General features: G+C 66.0%; 15 protein-coding genes. 9 read left to right on the forward strand and 6 right to left on the reverse strand.

Annotated features, from left to right (window positions below; translation table 11 throughout):
- Positions 1–66: 66 nt before the first annotated feature.
- Positions 67–744: a RadC family protein gene (radC, locus tag E6O51_RS12645; RefSeq protein WP_136385354.1), complete on the reverse strand. Its 678-nt coding sequence runs from the start codon at positions 742–744 to the stop codon at positions 67–69.
- Positions 745–790: 46 nt separating this feature from the next.
- On the opposite strand from radC, the gene coaBC reads away from it, so the two are divergent.
- From coaBC to E6O51_RS12660, 3 genes are read left to right on the forward strand one after another with little or no spacing between them, the layout of a single operon-like run.
- Positions 791–1,996, forward strand: coding sequence for a bifunctional phosphopantothenoylcysteine decarboxylase/phosphopantothenate--cysteine ligase CoaBC (coaBC, locus tag E6O51_RS12650; RefSeq protein ID WP_136385355.1), 1,206 nt, complete (start codon positions 791–793; stop codon positions 1,994–1,996).
- Between the two features lie 2 nt (positions 1,997–1,998).
- Positions 1,999–2,448 carry a dUTP diphosphatase gene (gene dut / locus E6O51_RS12655; RefSeq protein WP_136385356.1) on the forward strand — a complete coding sequence of 150 codons (450 nt, stop codon included), beginning with the start codon at positions 1,999–2,001 and terminating at the stop codon, positions 2,446–2,448.
- Positions 2,448–2,882: an NUDIX hydrolase gene (locus tag E6O51_RS12660; protein ID WP_136385357.1), complete on the forward strand. Its 435-nt coding sequence runs from the start codon at positions 2,448–2,450 to the stop codon at positions 2,880–2,882. Before dut ends, E6O51_RS12660 begins: the two co-directional genes overlap by 1 nt.
- A 22-nt stretch (positions 2,883–2,904) precedes the next feature.
- On the opposite strand, the gene aceK is transcribed toward E6O51_RS12660, so the two are convergent.
- Positions 2,905–4,677, reverse strand: coding sequence for a bifunctional isocitrate dehydrogenase kinase/phosphatase (aceK, locus tag E6O51_RS12665; protein WP_136385358.1), 1,773 nt, complete (start codon positions 4,675–4,677; stop codon positions 2,905–2,907).
- Positions 4,678–5,111: 434 nt separating this feature from the next.
- Between aceK and E6O51_RS12670 the strand changes: the two genes are divergently transcribed.
- The 3 genes from E6O51_RS12670 (at position 5,112) to E6O51_RS12680 (ending at position 10,095) form a co-directional block, all read left to right on the forward strand.
- Positions 5,112–7,343 (forward strand): NADP-dependent isocitrate dehydrogenase, encoded by a 2,232-nt coding sequence (locus E6O51_RS12670; RefSeq protein WP_136385359.1) that lies wholly within the window; start codon positions 5,112–5,114, stop codon positions 7,341–7,343.
- Between the two features lie 188 nt (positions 7,344–7,531).
- Positions 7,532–8,776 carry an NADP-dependent isocitrate dehydrogenase gene (gene icd / locus E6O51_RS12675; RefSeq protein ID WP_136385360.1) on the forward strand — a complete coding sequence of 415 codons (1,245 nt, stop codon included), beginning with the start codon at positions 7,532–7,534 and terminating at the stop codon, positions 8,774–8,776.
- Between the two features lie 224 nt (positions 8,777–9,000).
- Entirely contained in the window at positions 9,001–10,095 is a 1,095-nt protein-coding gene (locus E6O51_RS12680; protein ID WP_136385361.1) for an NAD(P)-dependent alcohol dehydrogenase, read from the forward strand.
- A gap of 602 nt (positions 10,096–10,697) precedes the next feature.
- Here E6O51_RS12680 and E6O51_RS12685 read toward each other — a convergent pair.
- The 4 genes from E6O51_RS12685 to E6O51_RS12700 all read right to left on the reverse strand — a co-directional run bounded on the left by E6O51_RS12685 (position 10,698) and on the right by E6O51_RS12700 (position 14,367).
- On the reverse strand, positions 10,698–11,066 hold the full coding sequence (locus E6O51_RS12685; RefSeq protein ID WP_136385362.1) for a hypothetical protein: 369 nt from the start codon (positions 11,064–11,066) through the stop codon (positions 10,698–10,700).
- Positions 11,067–11,380: 314 nt separating this feature from the next.
- On the reverse strand, positions 11,381–12,613 hold the full coding sequence (locus E6O51_RS12690) for a pyridoxal-phosphate-dependent aminotransferase family protein (RefSeq protein ID WP_136385363.1): 1,233 nt from the start codon (positions 12,611–12,613) through the stop codon (positions 11,381–11,383).
- 108 nt (positions 12,614–12,721) lie between these two features.
- Positions 12,722–13,357, reverse strand: a complete 636-nt coding sequence (locus E6O51_RS12695; RefSeq protein WP_136385364.1) for a LysE family translocator — start codon at positions 13,355–13,357, stop codon at positions 12,722–12,724.
- Positions 13,358–13,467: 110 nt separating this feature from the next.
- Positions 13,468–14,367, reverse strand: coding sequence for a LysR family transcriptional regulator (locus tag E6O51_RS12700; RefSeq protein WP_136385365.1), 900 nt, complete (start codon positions 14,365–14,367; stop codon positions 13,468–13,470).
- Positions 14,368–14,496: 129 nt separating this feature from the next.
- Here E6O51_RS12700 and E6O51_RS12705 point away from each other — a divergent pair, with 129 nt between their 5' ends.
- From E6O51_RS12705 to E6O51_RS12715, 3 genes are all read left to right on the forward strand, one after another.
- Complete coding sequence (locus E6O51_RS12705) at positions 14,497–15,912, forward strand: form I ribulose bisphosphate carboxylase large subunit (protein ID WP_136385366.1); 1,416 nt, start codon at positions 14,497–14,499, stop codon at positions 15,910–15,912.
- A gap of 209 nt (positions 15,913–16,121) precedes the next feature.
- A complete protein-coding gene (locus E6O51_RS12710) occupies positions 16,122–16,475 on the forward strand; it encodes a ribulose bisphosphate carboxylase small subunit (protein ID WP_136385367.1) in 354 nt (117 codons plus the stop codon).
- A 210-nt stretch (positions 16,476–16,685) separates the two neighbouring features.
- On the forward strand, positions 16,686–16,940 hold the full coding sequence (locus E6O51_RS12715) for a DUF4212 domain-containing protein (RefSeq protein WP_136385368.1): 255 nt from the start codon (positions 16,686–16,688) through the stop codon (positions 16,938–16,940).
- The last annotated feature ends 14 nt before the right edge of the window (positions 16,941–16,954 follow it).

Genomic DNA, 16,954 nt, shown 5'->3' on the forward strand with positions numbered 1-16,954 from the left:
GGAGGATACTCCATGGGGCCGGTCCGACGCAAGTGCCTGAGGCGCGATGTCAGGCGGGCGCAGTGCTCACAACAGGCCGCGTTCGGCGAACGACAGCGGCGCGCCGTGGGCGGTGACGACGAAGTGGTCGAGCACGCGGATGTCCACCAGCGCGAGTGCCTGCTTGAGGCTTGCGGTGAGCAACTCGTCGGCGTGGCTCGGTTCGGCGGCGCCGGAAGGGTGATTGTGCGCCAGGATCACCGCGGCGGCGTTGTGGGCCAGTGCCAGCTTGACGACTTCGCGGGGGTATACGTTGGTCTGGGTGAGGGTGCCGCGGAACAGTTCGACCGCTTCGATCAGGCGGTTGCGCGCGTCGAGCAGCAGCACCGCAAACACCTCGTGGGGCAGGCTGCCCAGGCGCAGCCGCAGCCAGTCGCGCACCGCGCCGGGCGTGTCGAGCACGTCGCGTTCGGCCATTTCCTCGCCCAGTGCGCGCCGTGCCAGTTCCATCACCGCCTGCAGTTGGGCATACTTCGCCAGCCCCATGCCGGGAAGGCGAGCAAAATCGGCTGCGGAAGCGTTGCACAGGCAGGTGAGGCTGCCGAAGTGGGCGAGCAGGTCGCGCCCCAGGTCCACTGCGCTGCGCCCGCGCACGCCGACGCGCAGGAACAGGGCGAGCAGTTCGGCGTCGCTCAGGTTGCGCGCGCCGCGTGCCAGGAGTTTTTCGCGCGGACGCTCGTCCGCCGGCCAGTCGGTGATCGCCATGGGTGGTCATCTGATTTGAACGGAATCTCGATTAGACCCTAATGTCATGAACGAACTCAAGGGCAGGAAGCTCGTACTCGGCGTCACCGGCGGCGTGGCGGCCTACAAGGCGGCCGAGCTGACCCGGTTGCTGACCAAGGCGGGTGCGGAGGTCCACGTGGTGATGACCGAGGCGGGCACGCACTTCGTCACGCCGGTCACCTTCCAGGCCCTGTCCGGCCACACGGTGTGGACCGACCTGTGGGACGGGCGCATGGGCAACAACATGGCGCACATCGATCTGACGCGCGGCGCCGACGGCATCCTGATCGCGCCGGCCTCGGCCGATACTATCGCCAAGCTGGTGCACGGCCTGGCGGACGACCTGCTGTCCACGCTGTGCCTGGCGCGGGATTGCCCGCTGATGGTGGCACCGGCGATGAACCGGCAGATGTGGGAGAACCCGGCCACCCGCCGCAACGTGGCTCAGCTCGCCGCCGACGGCGTGGCGGTGTTCGGCCCGGCCGAGGGCGACCAGGCCTGCGGCGAGATTGGTCCCGGACGCATGCTGGAGCCGGAGGAACTGCTGGAGTCCGTCATCGCCTTCTTCCAGCCCAAGCTGCTGGCCGGGCGCAAGGTGGTGCTGACGGCGGGGCCGACCTTCGAGGCCATCGACCCGGTGCGCGGCATCACCAATTCCAGTTCCGGCAAGATGGGCTACGCGCTGGCGCGAGCCTGTGCGCGGGCGGGGGCGGAAGTGGTGCTGGTCAGCGGTCCCGTGGCGCTCCCGGCGCCGGTGGGGGTGCGGCGCGTTGCGGTGCAGAGCGCGCTGGAGATGCGCGACGCGGTGTTCGCCAACCTGTCCGGTGCATCGATCTTCATCGGCGTCGCCGCGGTCGCCGACTACCGCCCGCTCAAGGCGGCCGAGCACAAGGTCAAGAAGTCCGGTGACACGATGCAACTGACGCTCACGCTCAATCCGGACATCCTCGCCGAGGTCGCGGCCCTGCCCGAACCGCCGTTCTGCGTGGGCTTCGCCGCGGAAAGCCGCGAGCTGGATACCTACGCGCAAGGCAAGCGGGTGGCCAAGCGCCTGCCGCTGCTGGTCGGCAACCTGGTGCAGGACGGGCTGGGGGGCGACGACAACGAGGTGGTGCTGTACGACGAGAACGGGCGCTATCCGCTCGGGCGGTCGTCCAAGGCGGAACTGGCGAAGCGCATCGTGGACCATCTGGCCGCGCTGCTGAACGGTGGTGCGCAAAGGGAGGAATGAGCATGCACAAGATCGACGTGAAACTGATCGACCCCCGCCTGCGCAGCCACGCGCCGGCCTACGCCACGCCGGGGGCGGCGGGGCTGGACCTGCGCGCCTGCATCGACGTCTCCCTGACCCTGCATCCGGGCGAGACCGCGCTGGTGCCGAGCGGCCTGGCCATCCACCTGGCGGACCCGGGGCTGGCGGCGATGATCCTGCCGCGCTCCGGGCTGGGCCACAAGCACGGCATCGTGCTCGGCAACCTGGTCGGGCTCATCGATTCCGACTATCAGGGGCAGATCTTCGTCTCGGTGTGGAACCGCGGGCGCGAGACCTTCACCATCCAGCCCATGGAACGCATCGCCCAACTGGTGGTGGTGCCGGTGCTGCAGGTCGGTTTCAACGTGGTGGACGAATTCGCGCGCTCCGAGCGTGGCGGCAACGGCTTCGGCAGCACCGGCAAGCATTGATGACAGGGCAGCCGCATCCGGGCATTCCGGTCGGGGTACACGTCGTGGTGGAGCGCGACGGCCGGGTGCTGATGATGCGCCGCGCCGGCACCGGTTTCTTCGACGGACTGTACAGCCTGCCGGGCGGGCACGTGGAGGCGGGTGAATCCATCGCCCGCACCGCGGCGCGGGAGATCGGCGAGGAGACCGGCCTGCTGCTGCGGGAAGCGGACGTGGTGCCGCTGGGTGTGGTGCATCGCCTGTCGGACACCAACCGCATCGACTTCTTCGTCCGCGCCCGGGCCTGGGCTGGCGAACCGCGCATCTGCGAGCCCCTCAAGTGCGACCGGCTGGAATGGTTCGCCCCCGACGCGCTGCCTGAGACCACGGTGCCCTACGTGCGCCGCGCGCTGGCGGAGGGTTCCGGCCCCTGGCTGCTCGAACTGGGCTGGTGAGCCGGCGCCGTTCGTAGTTCGTTCAGGCCGCGGCCCCTTCCGCGGGCGCGGCGGGAAACAGGTTGCGGAAGCGGATTTCCTCCGGATAGGGGAAGAAATCCTCCACGTAGCCGCTGCGTATGGTTTCCTGCGCCCGCTGCCAGAAGCCGGGCTCCAGCAGGTCCCGGTGGTACTTCAGGAAGGCCTTGCGCACGCGCGGCGAACCGAGCAGGAAGGTGGCGAATTCTTCCGGGAACACATCCATGGGGGCGGCGGAATACCAGGGCTCGCCCGCCAGTTCCATCTCCGGGTAGGGCGCGGGCGGAATCTTGCGGAAGTTCATGTCGGTCATGAACTCGATCTCGTCGTAGTCGTAGAACACGATGCGCCCGTAGCGCGTCACGCCGAAGTTCTTCCACAGCATGTCGCCGGGGAAGATGTTGGCGATGGCCAGTTCCCGGATGGCGTTGCCGTATTCGCGCACCGCGTGCTCCACCTCCTCGTCGCTGGATTTCTCCAGGTAGATGTTGAGCGGCGTCATGCGGCGCTCGATGTAGAGGTGCTTGATGACCACCGAGTCGCCGTCGATCTCGAAGGAGGAGGGGGCGAGTTGCGCCAGTTCCTCCAGCAGCTCCGGGTGGAAGCGCGACAGGGGCAGCGCCGCGTTGGAGTATTCCAGCGTGTCGGCCATGCGCCCGACCCGGTCCACCTGCTTCACGATCTGGTACTTGCGCTTGACCGTGGCGCGGTCCATGTTCTTCGTGCTGCCGAACACGTCCTTGATGATCTTGAAGACGTAGGGGTAGGACGGCAGCGTGAACACCAGCATGACCATGCCGCGGATGCCCGGCGCGACGATGAAGCGGTCGTTGGAATGGCGCAGATGGGCCACCAGGTCGCGGAAGAACATGGTCTTGCCCTGCTTGCCCAGGCCCAGCATGGTGTAGAGCTCGCTTCTCGGCTTGTGGGGCATGATGGAGCGCAGGAAGTGCACGTAGCCGGAGGGCACTTCCATATCCACCAGGAAGTAGGCGCGCGACAGGGAAAACAGCACCGAGATGCGCCATGGGTCCAGGATGATGGTGTCGATGTAGAGCCTGCCGGCGGCGTTGTGGCGCACCGCCAGCGCGAAGGGCGTCTCCTGGTAGCCGTTGACGCCCTTGCCGATGATGTAGGCCGTCTTGTTGCGGTAGAAGGCGGAGAACAGCACCTGGACCTGGCAGTTCACCTCCATCGCCGGCCACGACCCCAGGTACTGTTCGGTGGCGCGCAGCACGTGGTCGATGTCCCGCTCCAGGTCCTCGAAGGGGCGCTGCCAGTCGAAATCCTCCACGATGCGCCGCACCGTGGCGCGCAGGCCCTCGTCCTGGGGGTAGTAGCTGCTGTACACCGGCGGGAAGGATTCGATGTATTCGGTGGCGATGGCCGGGCGAGCGAAGATGTAGTCGTTGTTGTAATAGGTGCGGTGCAGGATCTTGCAGCACACGGAGTTGAAGAAGGTCTCCGCCAGCTCGGGCTGCTTGTGGCGGATCAGCATGCCGATGTAGTGCAGCTTGACCTGCTGCCAGGTGGCGTCGTCCAGGGAATCGGCGTCGAACTCCTGGTGCAGGCGGTGCACGGCCTCGTCCACGCGGTCGTCGTAGAACTGCACGCGGTCGCGCACGGCGTCGAGCTGGCCCTGCCAGTCGGCGGCCTCGAAGCTCTCCTTGGCGCGCCGGCTGGTGTCGCGAAAGATGCGGTAGTGCTTGTTGAAGCCTTCGATCAGCGCCTGCGCGATCGCCTGCGCCACCGGGTTCTCACCGGAAACTGCGTCCATCGTTCTTCCCCTGCATGCCGGGCGGACGGGGTAAGTGTCGCACTGGGCGGGGCGGAAGGGCTAGAGCGCACGCTCCGGATTCCGCCTTGCGATTCCGTCCGGGCTGCGGGCGGCAGTCTTCTATCATTTATCTATTTCATGATGTGAGATGTCTTTTTGCAGAGATCGATGAACGCCGTTCACGGGGCTATAATGCGGCGTTCGAAAAGTCGGTTGGAAGTCGCCAGGCCTCGCAGAGCGGAATACCGCCGCCCGGCCTGCAGTGGCTGCGCGGAGGGCCGGGCCAGGGCACGAGGGGGCGTGCCGGCCGGGCCGTGGCTCCGCAGCTCCAATGTCTTTCAACGCGCCAGGCGCAGCCCTGCCTTCTGCGTCCGTTTCCTGACCGCACCGGTATTGCGGGCGGTTCTATCGTGACGACGAGGGAGTGAGTAGCCATGCCATCCAAGCAGCCGACCATCATCTACACCATCACTGACGAAGCGCCCATGCTGGCCACCGCCGCCTTCCTGCCGGTGGTGCGAACCTTTGCCGGGGCTGCCGGCATCGAGGTCGAGGCGGCCGACATTTCGGTGGCGGCGCGCGTGCTGGCCGAGTTCTCCGACTATCTCACCGACGAGCAGAAGGTGCCCGACACCCTGGCCGAGCTCGCCCGCCTGACCCTGGAGCCGGACACCAACATCATCAAGCTGCCCAACATCAGCGCCTCGGTGGGGCAGTTGAAGGCCGCGATCAAGGAACTGCAGGGCAAGGGCTACAAGATCCCCGACTACCCGGAAGACCCCAGGACCGAAGAAGAAAAGGCGCTCAAGACGCGCTACTCCAAGTGTCTGGGCTCCGCGGTCAACCCGGTGCTGCGCGAGGGCAACTCCGACCGCCGCGCGCCGGCCGCGGTCAAGAACTACGCGAAGAAGCACCCGCATTCCATGGGCGAATGGAAGCAGTGGTCGCAGACCCACTGCTCGCACATGGAGCACGGCGACTTCTACCACGGCGAGAAGTCGCTCACGCTGGACAAGGCCCGCGACGTGAAGATGGAGCTCATCACGAAGAGCGGCAAGAGCATCGTGCTCAAGCCCAAGGTCGCGCTGCTGGACGGCGAGATCATCGACTCCATGTTCATGAGCAAGAAGGCCCTGTGCGAGTTCTACGAGAAGGAACTCGACGACTGCCGCGATGCGGGCATCCTGTTCTCGCTGCACGTCAAGGCGACGATGATGAAGGTCTCCCACCCCATCGTCTTCGGCCACTGCGTCAAGATCTACTACAAGGAAGCGTTCGAGAAGCACGGCAAGCTGTTCGACGAACTGGGCATCAACGTCAACAACGGCATGATCGACCTGTACGAGAAGATCAAGACCCTGCCCGAATCCCAGCGCGACGAAATCATCCGCGACCTGCACGCCTGCCACGAGCACCGTCCCGAACTGGCCATGGTGGATTCCGCCAAGGGCATCACCAACTTCCACTCGCCCAACGACATCATCGTGGACGCCTCCATGCCGGCCATGATCCGGCAGGGCGGCAAGATGTGGGGCGCCGACGGCAAGCCCTACGACTGCAAGGCCGTGATGCCGGAATCCACCTTCGCCCGCATCTATCAGGAGATGATCAACTTCTGCAAATGGCACGGCAACTTCGACCCGAAGACCATGGGCACCGTGCCCAACGTGGGCCTGATGGCACAGAAGGCGGAGGAATACGGCTCCCACGACAAGACCTTCGAGATCCCCGAAGACGGCGTGGCCAACATCACCGACATCGCCACCGGCGAAGTGCTGCTGTCGCAGAACGTGGAAGCCGGCGACATCTGGCGCATGTGCCAGGTCAAGGACGCGCCGATCCGCGACTGGGTCAAGCTCGCCGTGACCCGCGCGCGCAACTCCGGCACCCCCGCGGTATTCTGGCTGGACCCCTACCGCCCGCACGAGAACGAGCTGATCAAGAAGGTGCAGAAGTACCTCAAGGACCACGACACCACCGGCCTGGACATCCAGATCATGAGCCAGGTGCGCGCCATGCGTTACACGCTGGAGCGCGTCGCCCGCGGCCTTGACACCATCTCCGTCACCGGCAACATCCTGCGCGATTACCTCACCGACCTGTTCCCCATCATGGAACTGGGCACCAGCGCCAAGATGCTGTCCATCGTCCCGCTGATGGCCGGCGGCGGCATGTACGAGACCGGCGCCGGCGGCTCGGCGCCCAAGCACGTGCAGCAACTGCTGGAAGAAAACCACCTGCGCTGGGATTCCCTGGGCGAGTTCCTCGCCCTGGCGGTGTCGCTGGAAGACCTGGGCATCAAGGAGAACAACGCCCGCGCCAAGCTGCTGGCCAAGACCCTGGACGAAGCCACCGGCAAGCTGCTCGACGAGAACAAGTCCCCCTCGCGCCGCACCGGCGAGCTGGACAACCGCGGCAGCCAGTTCTATCTGTCCCTGTACTGGGCTCAGGCGCTGGCCGCGCAGAAGGACGATGCGCAACTCGCCGCCAAGTTCGGCCCGCTCGCCAAGGCCCTGGCCGAGAACGAGCAGAAGATCGTGGCCGAGCTGAAGGCGGTGCAGGGCAAGCCGGCCGACATCGGCGGCTACTACCTGCCGGACGCCGGCAAGTGCAGCGCGGTGATGCGCCCCAGCGCCACCTTCAACGCGGTGATCGCCTCGGCCTGAGGAGGTCTGCGCAGCCCGGCCCGGCGCCTGCAAGGGCGCCGGGTTTGGGGGATAATCGCGGGGCAACTGCCGCCCCGGGCCGGCAGCGGCCCGGGGCGTTTTCTTTTGGGCGACGCCCACACTGCCGGCCTGAGCGCGTTGAAACAACGGAGACTGTTACACGCACGTCAACCAGGAGGGGAGTACGCATGAGCGCATCCAAGATCACGGTTCCGGCAGGCGGACAGAAGATCATTCCCGGCCAACCCGTTCCCGACAATCCCATCATCCCGTTCATCGAAGGCGACGGCATCGGCATCGACATCACCCCGGTGATGATCAAGGTCATCGATGCGGCGGTGGCCAAGGCCTACGGCGGCAAGAAGAAAATCCACTGGATGGAGGTCTATGCCGGGGAGAAATCCACCCGCATCTACGGCCCCGACGAGTGGCTGCCCAAGGAGACCTTCGACGCCCTGAAGGAATTCTCCGTCTCCATCAAGGGCCCGATGACCACCCCGGTGGGCGGCGGCATCCGCTCGCTCAACGTCGCCTTGCGCCAGGAACTGGACCTCTACCAGTGCGTGCGCCCCGTGCGCTACTTCAAGGGCGTGCCCAGTCCGCTGAAGAACCCGGAACTGACTGACATGGTCATCTACCGCGAGAACACCGAGGACATCTACGCCGGCATCGAATGGCAGGCCCTGTCCGACGGCGCAAGGAAGGTCATCGCCTTTCTGCAGAACGAGATGGGGGTCAGGAAGATCCGCTTTCCGGAAACCTCCGGCATCGGCATCAAGCCCGTCTCCATCGAAGGCACCAGCCGCATCGTGCGCGCCGCCATCCGGTACGCCATCGACAACGACCGCAAGTCGGTCACGCTGGTGCACAAGGGCAACATCATGAAGTTCACCGAGGGCCTGTTCCGCGACATCGGCTACAAGGTCGCCCAGGAGGAATTCGGCGCCCAGCCCATCGACGGGGGCCCGTGGTGCAGTTTCGAGAACCCCGGGACCGGCCGCGAGATCATCGTCAAGGACGCCATCGCCGACGCCTTCCTGCAGCAGATCCTGCTGCGTCCGGCGGAATACGACGTGATCGCCACCCTCAACCTCAACGGCGACTACGTCTCCGACGCGCTGGCGGCCCAGGTCGGCGGCATCGGCATCGCGCCGGGGGCCAACATCTCCGACCAGTACGCCTGCTTCGAGGCCACCCACGGCACTGCGCCCAAGTACGCCGGCCAGGACAAGGTGAACCCCGGCTCGCTGATCCTTTCCGCCGAGATGATGCTGCGCCACCTGGGCTGGAAGGAAGCCGCGGACCTAGTCATCAAGGGCATGGAAGCGGCCATCGCCGACAAGCAGGTCACCTACGACTTCGCCCGCCTGATGGAAGGTGCCAACGAGATCTCCTGCTCGGCCTTCGGCGACGCGATGATCGCGCGCATGTAGGCAGGCGGCTGGCCGTCTCCGTATTCCCGGCGAGGCTCCCGCGTTGCGGGGGCCTCTTTCTTTGTGCGCGGCCGGCGCCTTGTCTCCGCGAACCGCCGCATCATTGTGGTTTCATGACGGCGGTGGCGCTTTCCGTTGACCGAGGTCAACCCCCGTGAGCGGGCAGAAATCGCAGTCTGGCCTAAACTGTGAAGGTTCTTTGGCCGATCCAGGAGGAAAGCCCCATGACCATGATGAAAGCAACCGTTTTCGTAGCGCCGGGCCGTATCGAACTGGTAGACAAACCGATTCCGGACGTCGGGCCCAACGACGCCCTGATCCGCATCACCACTACCACCATCTGCGGCACCGACGTACACATCCTCAAGGGCGAATACCCGGTCAAGCCCGGCCTCACCATCGGCCACGAGCCGGTGGGCGTGATCGAGAAACTGGGCAGCGCCGTGCAGGGCTACACCGAAGGCCAGCGCGTGATCGCCGGCGCCATCTGCCCCAATTTCAACTCCTACGCCGCGCAGGACGGCGCCCCCTCCCAGGACGGCAGCTACCTCATCCCCAGCGGGCAGTGCGGCCGCCACGGCTACAAAGCCACCGCCGGCTGGCGCTTCGGCAACCTCATCGACGGCACCCAGGCCGAATACGTGCTGGTGCCCGACGCCCAGGCCAACCTGGCACCCATCCCCGACGGCCTCACCGACGAACAGGTGCTGATGTGCCCGGACATCATGTCCACCGGTTTCAAAGGCGCCGAGAATGCCAACATCCGGCTCGGCGACACGGTGGCCGTGTTCGCCCAGGGCCCCATCGGCCTGTGTGCCACCGCCGGCGCCCGCCTGCTGGGGGCGACCACCGTCATCGCGGTGGACGGCAACGACCACCGGCTGGGCGTCTCGAAAGTGATGGGCGCGGACGTGACGCTGAACTTCCGCAACTGCGACGTCGTCGATGAAATCCTCAAGCTCACCGACGGCCGCGGCGTCGATTCCGCCATCGAGGCGCTCGGAACCCAGGGCACCTTCGAATCCGCCCTGCGCATACTCAAGCCCGGTGGCACGCTTTCCAGCCTGGGCGTGTACTCCAGCGACCTGAAGATTCCCCTGGGCGCCTTCGCCGCCGGCCTCGGCGACCACAAGATCAACACCGCCCTGTGTCCCGGCGGCAAGGAACGCATGCGCCGGCTGATGAACGTGGTCGCCTCCGAGCGCGTGGACCTGGGCGTGCTGGTCACGCACCGCTACAAGCTCGACGACATCGTGGCCGCCTACGAACTGTTCGCCAACCAGCGCGACGGGGTGCTGAAGGTCGCCATCCAGCCCTGATCCGCGTCCGTTCAGTGCATCGGTAACGCCCGGCCCTTACCGGCCGGGCGTTTTCATCCATAGATGGGGATGTTCAGCCGTATTGCGCTGGATGGCATACGGCACGTATCGACATTCGGCGCAATGCCTTTTGGTTATTGCGCCCTATGCGGGCTGGAGGCTTTGGCGCCGAGGTCACCAGGACCATTCCTCAATGAACCTCGCGGCCGCTCGTTCATTCACCACTGATATCTCACAGTGCACAGAATAGAGAAGAGAGCCCCGGAAGATGGCGACATATCGTTCGCCGCCGCCAGGGCGCGGCGGCCAGCTCTCCAGGGTGGCACCGTGCATCCGGGCTTTCTCGCCTATCGCATCGAATGGTTCGCCCCTTGAAACTGTCGAGCAGAACTCGGTGGCCTTGTGCAATGCCTTTCGGTCGAAGAATGCACCCGCAAAGAAATACGCAACCGGCAACAGAATCGCCATGCATGTGGTGACGGCGACGACACGAACTGCCCTCTTTGCCAATTTCGGGCTCGTGCGTTTACAGCGGGGTCAATGCCATGTCAGTCGTGGCCGAGCAGCTTATCGATGACGGGGTCCATTGTTTGCTCCTTTCATCATTTCCACTTTGCGGAGGCAATGACAATGAGAAGAAGAAATGCAGAGATTGCCCACATGACGACGGCCTCTGCGTGATTGCCGACAAACCGGTGGGCAATCTCGAATGCCCATGACATGCGTCCGCTGTAAGGTGGCTGATGGGGCCATAGCCAATCGTGGATCCCCATGACGGCGAACACTGCGGATAAGCCGATGAGTATGGGTGCGTCCGAACCCGGCTTTGGCGTCCAGCCGTTCTTCAGCTTTTCGCGCGGCATGGGCTCTACCTTCTCATTCGCGAGCCTGTGCCTGTCCCACCTGATGAAGGCGAGGAGGATGAGAAATGGGGAAACGGCGGCGAGCAATATGATCGTCAGGAGAAACATGGAGTGCTCTTGTCCAGGGGGCGTGTGGTAGTCGGACTTGCTTGCCGGGCGGCCTGAAAGGCCCGCTTGGTTCCCTGGGGTAAATGCTTCGCAGGGCACTCCCATACGTTGGCGGCCCATGTAGAACGTCGTCGTACGTGGTCAGGATATCGCGTCGCAGCCTTCGAGCAAACGTGCGCCTCGCCGTAATGTGCGGAGCCGCGTGATCGGCCTCACGGGCTGGCGCTGCATATGCCTGCAGGCAATGAGTGTAGAGTCGGACAGCGAAGAATTGGTGGTTGCCGGGCCACTCATACAGCCCGGCGGGTTCAACATCAGCCCGCGGTGATGAGATGCTGCTCAGCGTAAGCCCGATGCGCCGCGGCCGCGGCCGCGGTAGCGCCGGGAACGGTCTTGTGGCCCGCTTGGGACAGAACCTGCTCCAGCGCCCCGAGTGCGGCAAACACGTTCTCCTCCCGCGCCGAATACCCCATCAGACCCACGCGCCACACTTTGCCCGCCAGCGGCCCCAGGCCGGCGCCGATTTCCACGGCGTGGTCCTGCAGCAGGGCGCGGCGCACGGTGAGGTCGTCCACGCCGGCGGGTACGCGCACAGCGTTCATCTGGGGTAGGCGGGCGGCTTCCGGCACGATGAACTCCAGCCCCAGGGCTTCCAGGCCGGCTTTCAGGGCGTGGTGGTGGTGGCGGTGGCGGGACCAGGCGTTTTCCAGGCCTTCCTCGGCGAGCAGGCGCAGGGCTTCGTGGAGGCCGTAGAGGCTGTTGCCGGGGGCGGTGTGGTGGTAGGTGCGCTGGGTGGCGCCCCAGTAGTCGAGCACCAGGGTGAGGTCCATGAACCAGCTTTGCACCTTGGTCTTGCGGGCGCGCACCTTGTCGATGGCAGCGGTGCTGAAGGTGACTGGGGCGAGGCCGGGGGTGCAGGACAGGCATTTCTGGCTGGCGGAATAGGTGGCGTCCGCGCCCCATTCGTCCACCTTGACCGGGGTGCCGCCGAGGGAGGTGACGGCGTCTACGATGGTGAGGCAGCCGTGCTCGCGGGCGATGCGGCACAGGGTGGCGGCGTCCGACTGGGCGCCGGTGGAGGTTTCCGCATGGACGAAGGCGACGATGCGCGCGTCCGGGTGGGCGCGCAGGGCGTCTTCCAGTTTCTGCGGGTCGATGGGGCGGCCCCATTCTTCTTCCACGATCACGGCCCGGCCGCCGCTGCGTTCGACGTTCTCGATCATGCGCCCGCCGAACACGCCGTTGCGGCAGACGACGACCTTGTCGCCCGGCTCGACGAGGTTCACGAAGCAGGTTTCCATGCCCACCGAGCCGGGGCCGGAGAGGGGGAAGGTGAGGGGATTGGCGGTCTGGAAGGCGTAGCGCAGCAGGGTCTTGAGTTCTTCCATCATGCCGACGAAGACCGGGTCCAGGTAGCCGATCACGCCCTGGCCCAGCGCGGCCATGACGCGGGGGTGGAGGTCGGAGGGGCCGGGGCCGAGCAGGATGCGGCGGGGCGGGTGGAAGGCGTCGATGGCGCGTTCCGGGACGGTGCTGATGGCGTTCATGGCTCCTCCTGATCTTCTTGTGGATGTCCAAGGATCATAGCAGCCGGCCGCCTGCTGGCTGGTACCGCCATGCGTCAAAGCCCGCGGGACGTCCGCCGCATCCCGGGATCAGCCCTGCCTGTCCAGCGCCAGCCGCACGCCCAGATAGACGAAGACGGCGCCCACGCTGCGGTTGAGCCAGACCGCCGCCCGGCTGCCGCTGCCCAGTGCGCCGATGCGCGCGGACGCCCACGCCAGGAAGAGGCACCAGAGCGTGCCGTTGAAACTGAACAGGGTGCCGAGAAAGATGAAGGCGAGCGCCTTGTCGGGCGCGGACGGTTCGATGAACTGCGGAACGAAAGCCAGGAAGAACAGGGCGACCTTCGGGTTCAGGACGTTCGTGAGCAGCCCCTGCGCGAACACGGTGCGCAGGGATGCCGCAGGGGGCAAGGCGGTGCCGGCCTGGGCCGATGCGGGCCGGGAACGCAGCAGGAGGGACAGCCCGACATAGACGAGATAGGCGGCCCCGGCGAATTTGACGGCGGTGAAGGCTGCGGAGGACGTGGCGAGAAGCGCCGACAGCCCGAAGGCCGCGGCGCAGATGTGGACGTAGCAGCCCGCGCTGATGCCGAGCGCGGCTGCAATGCCGGCCCTCACCCCCTGGGTCGCGCTGCGGGTGGCGATGTACAGCGAATCGGCGCCCGGCGTGATGTTGAGCAGTATCCCGGAGAGGATGAAGAGGGGCAGATCGTGAGTGCCGAGCATGGCGGGACCGGTTTACATGGACTGGCCCGGCGCGGATTGCGTCCGGGCGGGCTCGTGGGGGTTGCGGGCGGCGAGCATCGACACCGAGACCTTGCGCACCAGGCTCTCCGCTACGTTGCCCGGCCTTCGCGCAACAGGAAATCCAGGAAGGTCGCCGCCGTCAGGCTCAGGCGTTTGCCGGCCAAGTGTACCGCATGCCACATGCGCGCGAGGGGCAGGCCTTCCACCGGCAGTTGCACGATGCGACCGGTTTCCAGTTCCAGGCCGAGCCCGGAGCGCGACATCACCGACACGCCCAGGCCGGCCATGACGCCATGCTTGATCGCCTCGCTGGAGCCCAGTTCGATGTACACCTGCGCTTCCAGGCCGTGGGCGGCGAACAGCCGTTCGGTGGCGGCGCGGGTGCCGGAGCCCTGTTCGCGCATCAGGAAGCGTTCGGCGGCGAAGCGGGCCAGCGGGATGTGCGTCTCCCGCGCCAGCGGGTGATCCGGGTGGGCGATGGGCACCAGCGGGTTTTCCAGGAAGGGGTGCACCGCCAGCGGGAGCCGTTCCGGCACGCCGCCCATGATGACGAAATCGTCCTCGTTGCCGGCCAGGCGCTCCACCACGCTGGACCGGTTGGTCACCGTGAGCTGGGGCTGCACCTCGGGCCAGGCGCGCAGGAAGCGGCCGAGGAAGTCCGGCATGAAATAGGTGGTGGAGGACACCGCCGCCACCTTGAGCGGGCCGGCCACCTTGCCCTTCATGTCCGCCACCGTGCCGGCCAGGCCGCGCAGGCGGCCGACCACGTCCCCCGCGGCGGCGAACACCTCCTCGCCCGCGCGGGTCAGGAAGAGCCGCTTGCCCACCTGCTCGAAGAGCGGCAGGCCGATGCTCTCTTCCAGGCGTTTGACCTGGATGGAGACCGCGGGCTGGGTCAGGTGCAGTTCCCCGGCGGCGCGGGTGAAGCTGCGGTGGCGGGCGACCGCTTCGAAGAGGCGGAGCTGCTGCAGGGTCCAGTGGCGGATCATATGGATTTGTATATGGTTTCTATTTGAACAATTAACTGTTGTTTATTTGTTCGCTTCCTTAAAGTCAAGCCGAACCCACCGCGCCCTGCGGCCGGTGGCAAGGCAAACCCGAGACCAAAGGAGCGAGACATGGCCACGACCTACCAGGCGGGCGTCAAGGAATACCGGGAGATCTACTGGGAACCCGACTACACGCCCAAGGAATCCGACCTGCTGGCAGCATTCAAGATCGTGCCGCAGGCCGGCGTGCCGCGGGAGGAGGCCGCGGCGGCGGTGGCGGCGGAATCCTCCACCGCCACCTGGACCACGGTGTGGACCGACCTGTTGACCGACCTGCAGTACTACAAGGGCCGCGCCTACCGGATCGAGGACGTGCCGGGCGACGACGAGGCCTTCTACGCCTTCATCGCCTACCCCATGGGCTTGTTCGAGGAGGGGTCGGTGGTGAACGTGTTCACCTCCCTGGTGGGCAACGTGTTCGGCTTCAAGGCGGTGCGGGCGCTGCGCCTGGAGGACGTGCGCTTTCCCCTGTGGTTCGTCACCACCTGCCCGGGACCGCCCCACGGCATCCAGGTGGAGCGCGACAAGCTGGACAAGTACGGCCGCCCGCTGCTGGGCTGCACCATCAAGCCCAAGCTGGGGCTTTCCGCCAAGAGCTACGGGCGCGCGGTGTACGAGTGCCTGCGCGGCGGGCTGGATTTCACCAAGGACGACGAAAACGTGAATTCCCAGCCCTTCATGCGCTGGCGCGACCGCTTCCTGTTCTGCCAGGAGGCCATCGACAAGGCCGAGGCCGAGACCGGCGAGCGCAAGGGCCACTACCTGAACGTCACCGCCGCGACCATGGAGGACGTGTACAAGCGCGCCGAGTTCGCCAGGGAGATCGGCAGCAAGATCATCATGAGCGACTACCTGACGGTGGGCTGGGCGGCGCATACCAGCCTCTCCAAGTGGTGCCGCGACAACGGCATGCTGCTGCACGTGCACCGCGCCATGCACGCGGTGATCGACCGCAACCCGCGCCACGGCATCAACTTCCGCGTGCTCGCCAAGATGCTGCGCCTGATGGGCGGCGACCACCTGCATTCGGGCACCGTGGTGGGCAAGCTGGAAGGCGACCGGGAAGCCACGCTGGGCTGGATCGACATGCTGCGCGAGCGCTACACCAGGGAAAACCGCGCCCGCGGCATCTTCTTCGACCAGGACTGGGGCCAGATGCCCGGCGTGCTGCCGGTGGCGTCCGGCGGCATCCACGTGTGGCACATGCCGGCGCTGGTGTCCATCTTCGGCGACGACTCGGTGATGCAGTTCGGCGGCGGAACGCTGGGCCACCCCTGGGGCAACGCCGCCGGGGCCGCGGCCAACCGGGTGGCGCTGGAAGCCTGCGTGCAGGCCCGCAACGAAGGCCGCGAACTGGATAAGGAGGGCAGGGACGTGCTGCTGCGCGCGGCCGAATCCAGCCCCGAACTGAAGATGGCCATGGAGACTTGGAAGGAGATCAGGTTCGAGTTCGACACCGTGGACAAGCTGGCCGTGGCCGCCTGAGGGCTGCCCCCGGATTCCACTTAGCAGGTTCCTTCCCCTTCAAGGGGAAGGACAGAATGGGGATGGGTTTCGGTTCAGCCCGTCGATAGACCCATCCCCACCCCGGCCCTCCCCTTGAAGGGGAGGGAGAAGGACTCCCGGCGCCTCGGCCAGCCGGAACGGTAATCAACTGCCGGGCCGATCCGGCACACGACATTCAGGAGATACCCATGACCGAAATCCAGGACTACCCCTCCCGCCTCGACGACCCGGCCAGCCGCCGCTTCGAGACCTTTTCCTACCTGCCGCCGATGGACGACGCGGCGCTGCGCCGCCAGGTGGCCTACATCGTCGCGCGCGGCTGGAGCCCGGCGGTGGAGCACTGCGAGCCGGCGCACGCCATGAGCCACTACTGGTACCTGTGGGAGCTGCCCCTGTTCGGCGAGACCGACGTGGACCGCATCCTCGGCGAATGCCGGCGCTGCCGCGACGCCAACCCCGGCAACCTGGTCCGGCTGATCGGCTACGACAGCAAGCGCCAGACCCAGGGCACGGCGATGCTGGTGTTCCGTCCGGCGGCCTGAACACCGGGCGGGTGCTTCCCTTCCACCCACCCGGCAGCGCGCTGTCGGCGCGCACCTTTGCTGATCTCCGTGCATGAAATCAATCAGAAAGTTGTAAGTATTGAGTAAGAACTCCGTTCCTATAATCGCCTCGCAGTCCCTGCCGGCCGTCTTGCGTCCACGCGCACGGCAGAGCCGGCGGTTTCCATCAAAACAAGGCAAGGAGGAGTTATGGACAGCAACGGAGACGCCTACTGGAAGGCGACGCTGGGCCTGCTGACCAAGGTACTGGTCGTCTGGTTCGTCGTGTCCTTCGGGGCCGGCATCATGTTCAAGCCGGCGCTCGATGCCATCAGCCTGGGCGGCTATCCGCTGGGCTTCTGGTTCGCCCACCAGGGTTCGATCTACATCTTCATCGTGTGCATCTTCTACTACGCGAAGAAGATGGGCGAGATCGACCGCAAATTCGACGTGCACGAAGACTGAGGGGACACTTACTC

It is taken from the genome of Pseudothauera rhizosphaerae, from assembly GCF_004801305.1.
In the GTDB taxonomy this organism is placed as follows: domain Bacteria; phylum Pseudomonadota; class Gammaproteobacteria; order Burkholderiales; family Rhodocyclaceae; genus Pseudothauera; species Pseudothauera rhizosphaerae.

Coding starts and splice junctions, on each gene's coding strand:
- radC (WP_136385354.1), bottom strand. CDS start 744: ATGGCGATCACCGACTGGCCGGCGGACGAGCGTCCGCGCGAAAAACTC.
- coaBC (WP_136385355.1), top strand. CDS start 791: ATGAACGAACTCAAGGGCAGGAAGCTCGTACTCGGCGTCACCGGCGGC.
- dut (WP_136385356.1), top strand. CDS start 1,999: ATGCACAAGATCGACGTGAAACTGATCGACCCCCGCCTGCGCAGCCAC.
- E6O51_RS12660 (WP_136385357.1), top strand. CDS start 2,448: ATGACAGGGCAGCCGCATCCGGGCATTCCGGTCGGGGTACACGTCGTG.
- aceK (WP_136385358.1), bottom strand. CDS start 4,677: ATGGACGCAGTTTCCGGTGAGAACCCGGTGGCGCAGGCGATCGCGCAG.
- E6O51_RS12670 (WP_136385359.1), top strand. CDS start 5,112: ATGCCATCCAAGCAGCCGACCATCATCTACACCATCACTGACGAAGCG.
- icd (WP_136385360.1), top strand. CDS start 7,532: ATGAGCGCATCCAAGATCACGGTTCCGGCAGGCGGACAGAAGATCATT.
- E6O51_RS12680 (WP_136385361.1), top strand. CDS start 9,001: ATGACCATGATGAAAGCAACCGTTTTCGTAGCGCCGGGCCGTATCGAA.
- E6O51_RS12685 (WP_136385362.1), bottom strand. CDS start 11,066: ATGTTTCTCCTGACGATCATATTGCTCGCCGCCGTTTCCCCATTTCTC.
- E6O51_RS12690 (WP_136385363.1), bottom strand. CDS start 12,613: ATGAACGCCATCAGCACCGTCCCGGAACGCGCCATCGACGCCTTCCAC.
- E6O51_RS12695 (WP_136385364.1), bottom strand. CDS start 13,357: ATGCTCGGCACTCACGATCTGCCCCTCTTCATCCTCTCCGGGATACTG.
- E6O51_RS12700 (WP_136385365.1), bottom strand. CDS start 14,367: ATGATCCGCCACTGGACCCTGCAGCAGCTCCGCCTCTTCGAAGCGGTC.
- E6O51_RS12705 (WP_136385366.1), top strand. CDS start 14,497: ATGGCCACGACCTACCAGGCGGGCGTCAAGGAATACCGGGAGATCTAC.
- E6O51_RS12710 (WP_136385367.1), top strand. CDS start 16,122: ATGACCGAAATCCAGGACTACCCCTCCCGCCTCGACGACCCGGCCAGC.
- E6O51_RS12715 (WP_136385368.1), top strand. CDS start 16,686: ATGGACAGCAACGGAGACGCCTACTGGAAGGCGACGCTGGGCCTGCTG.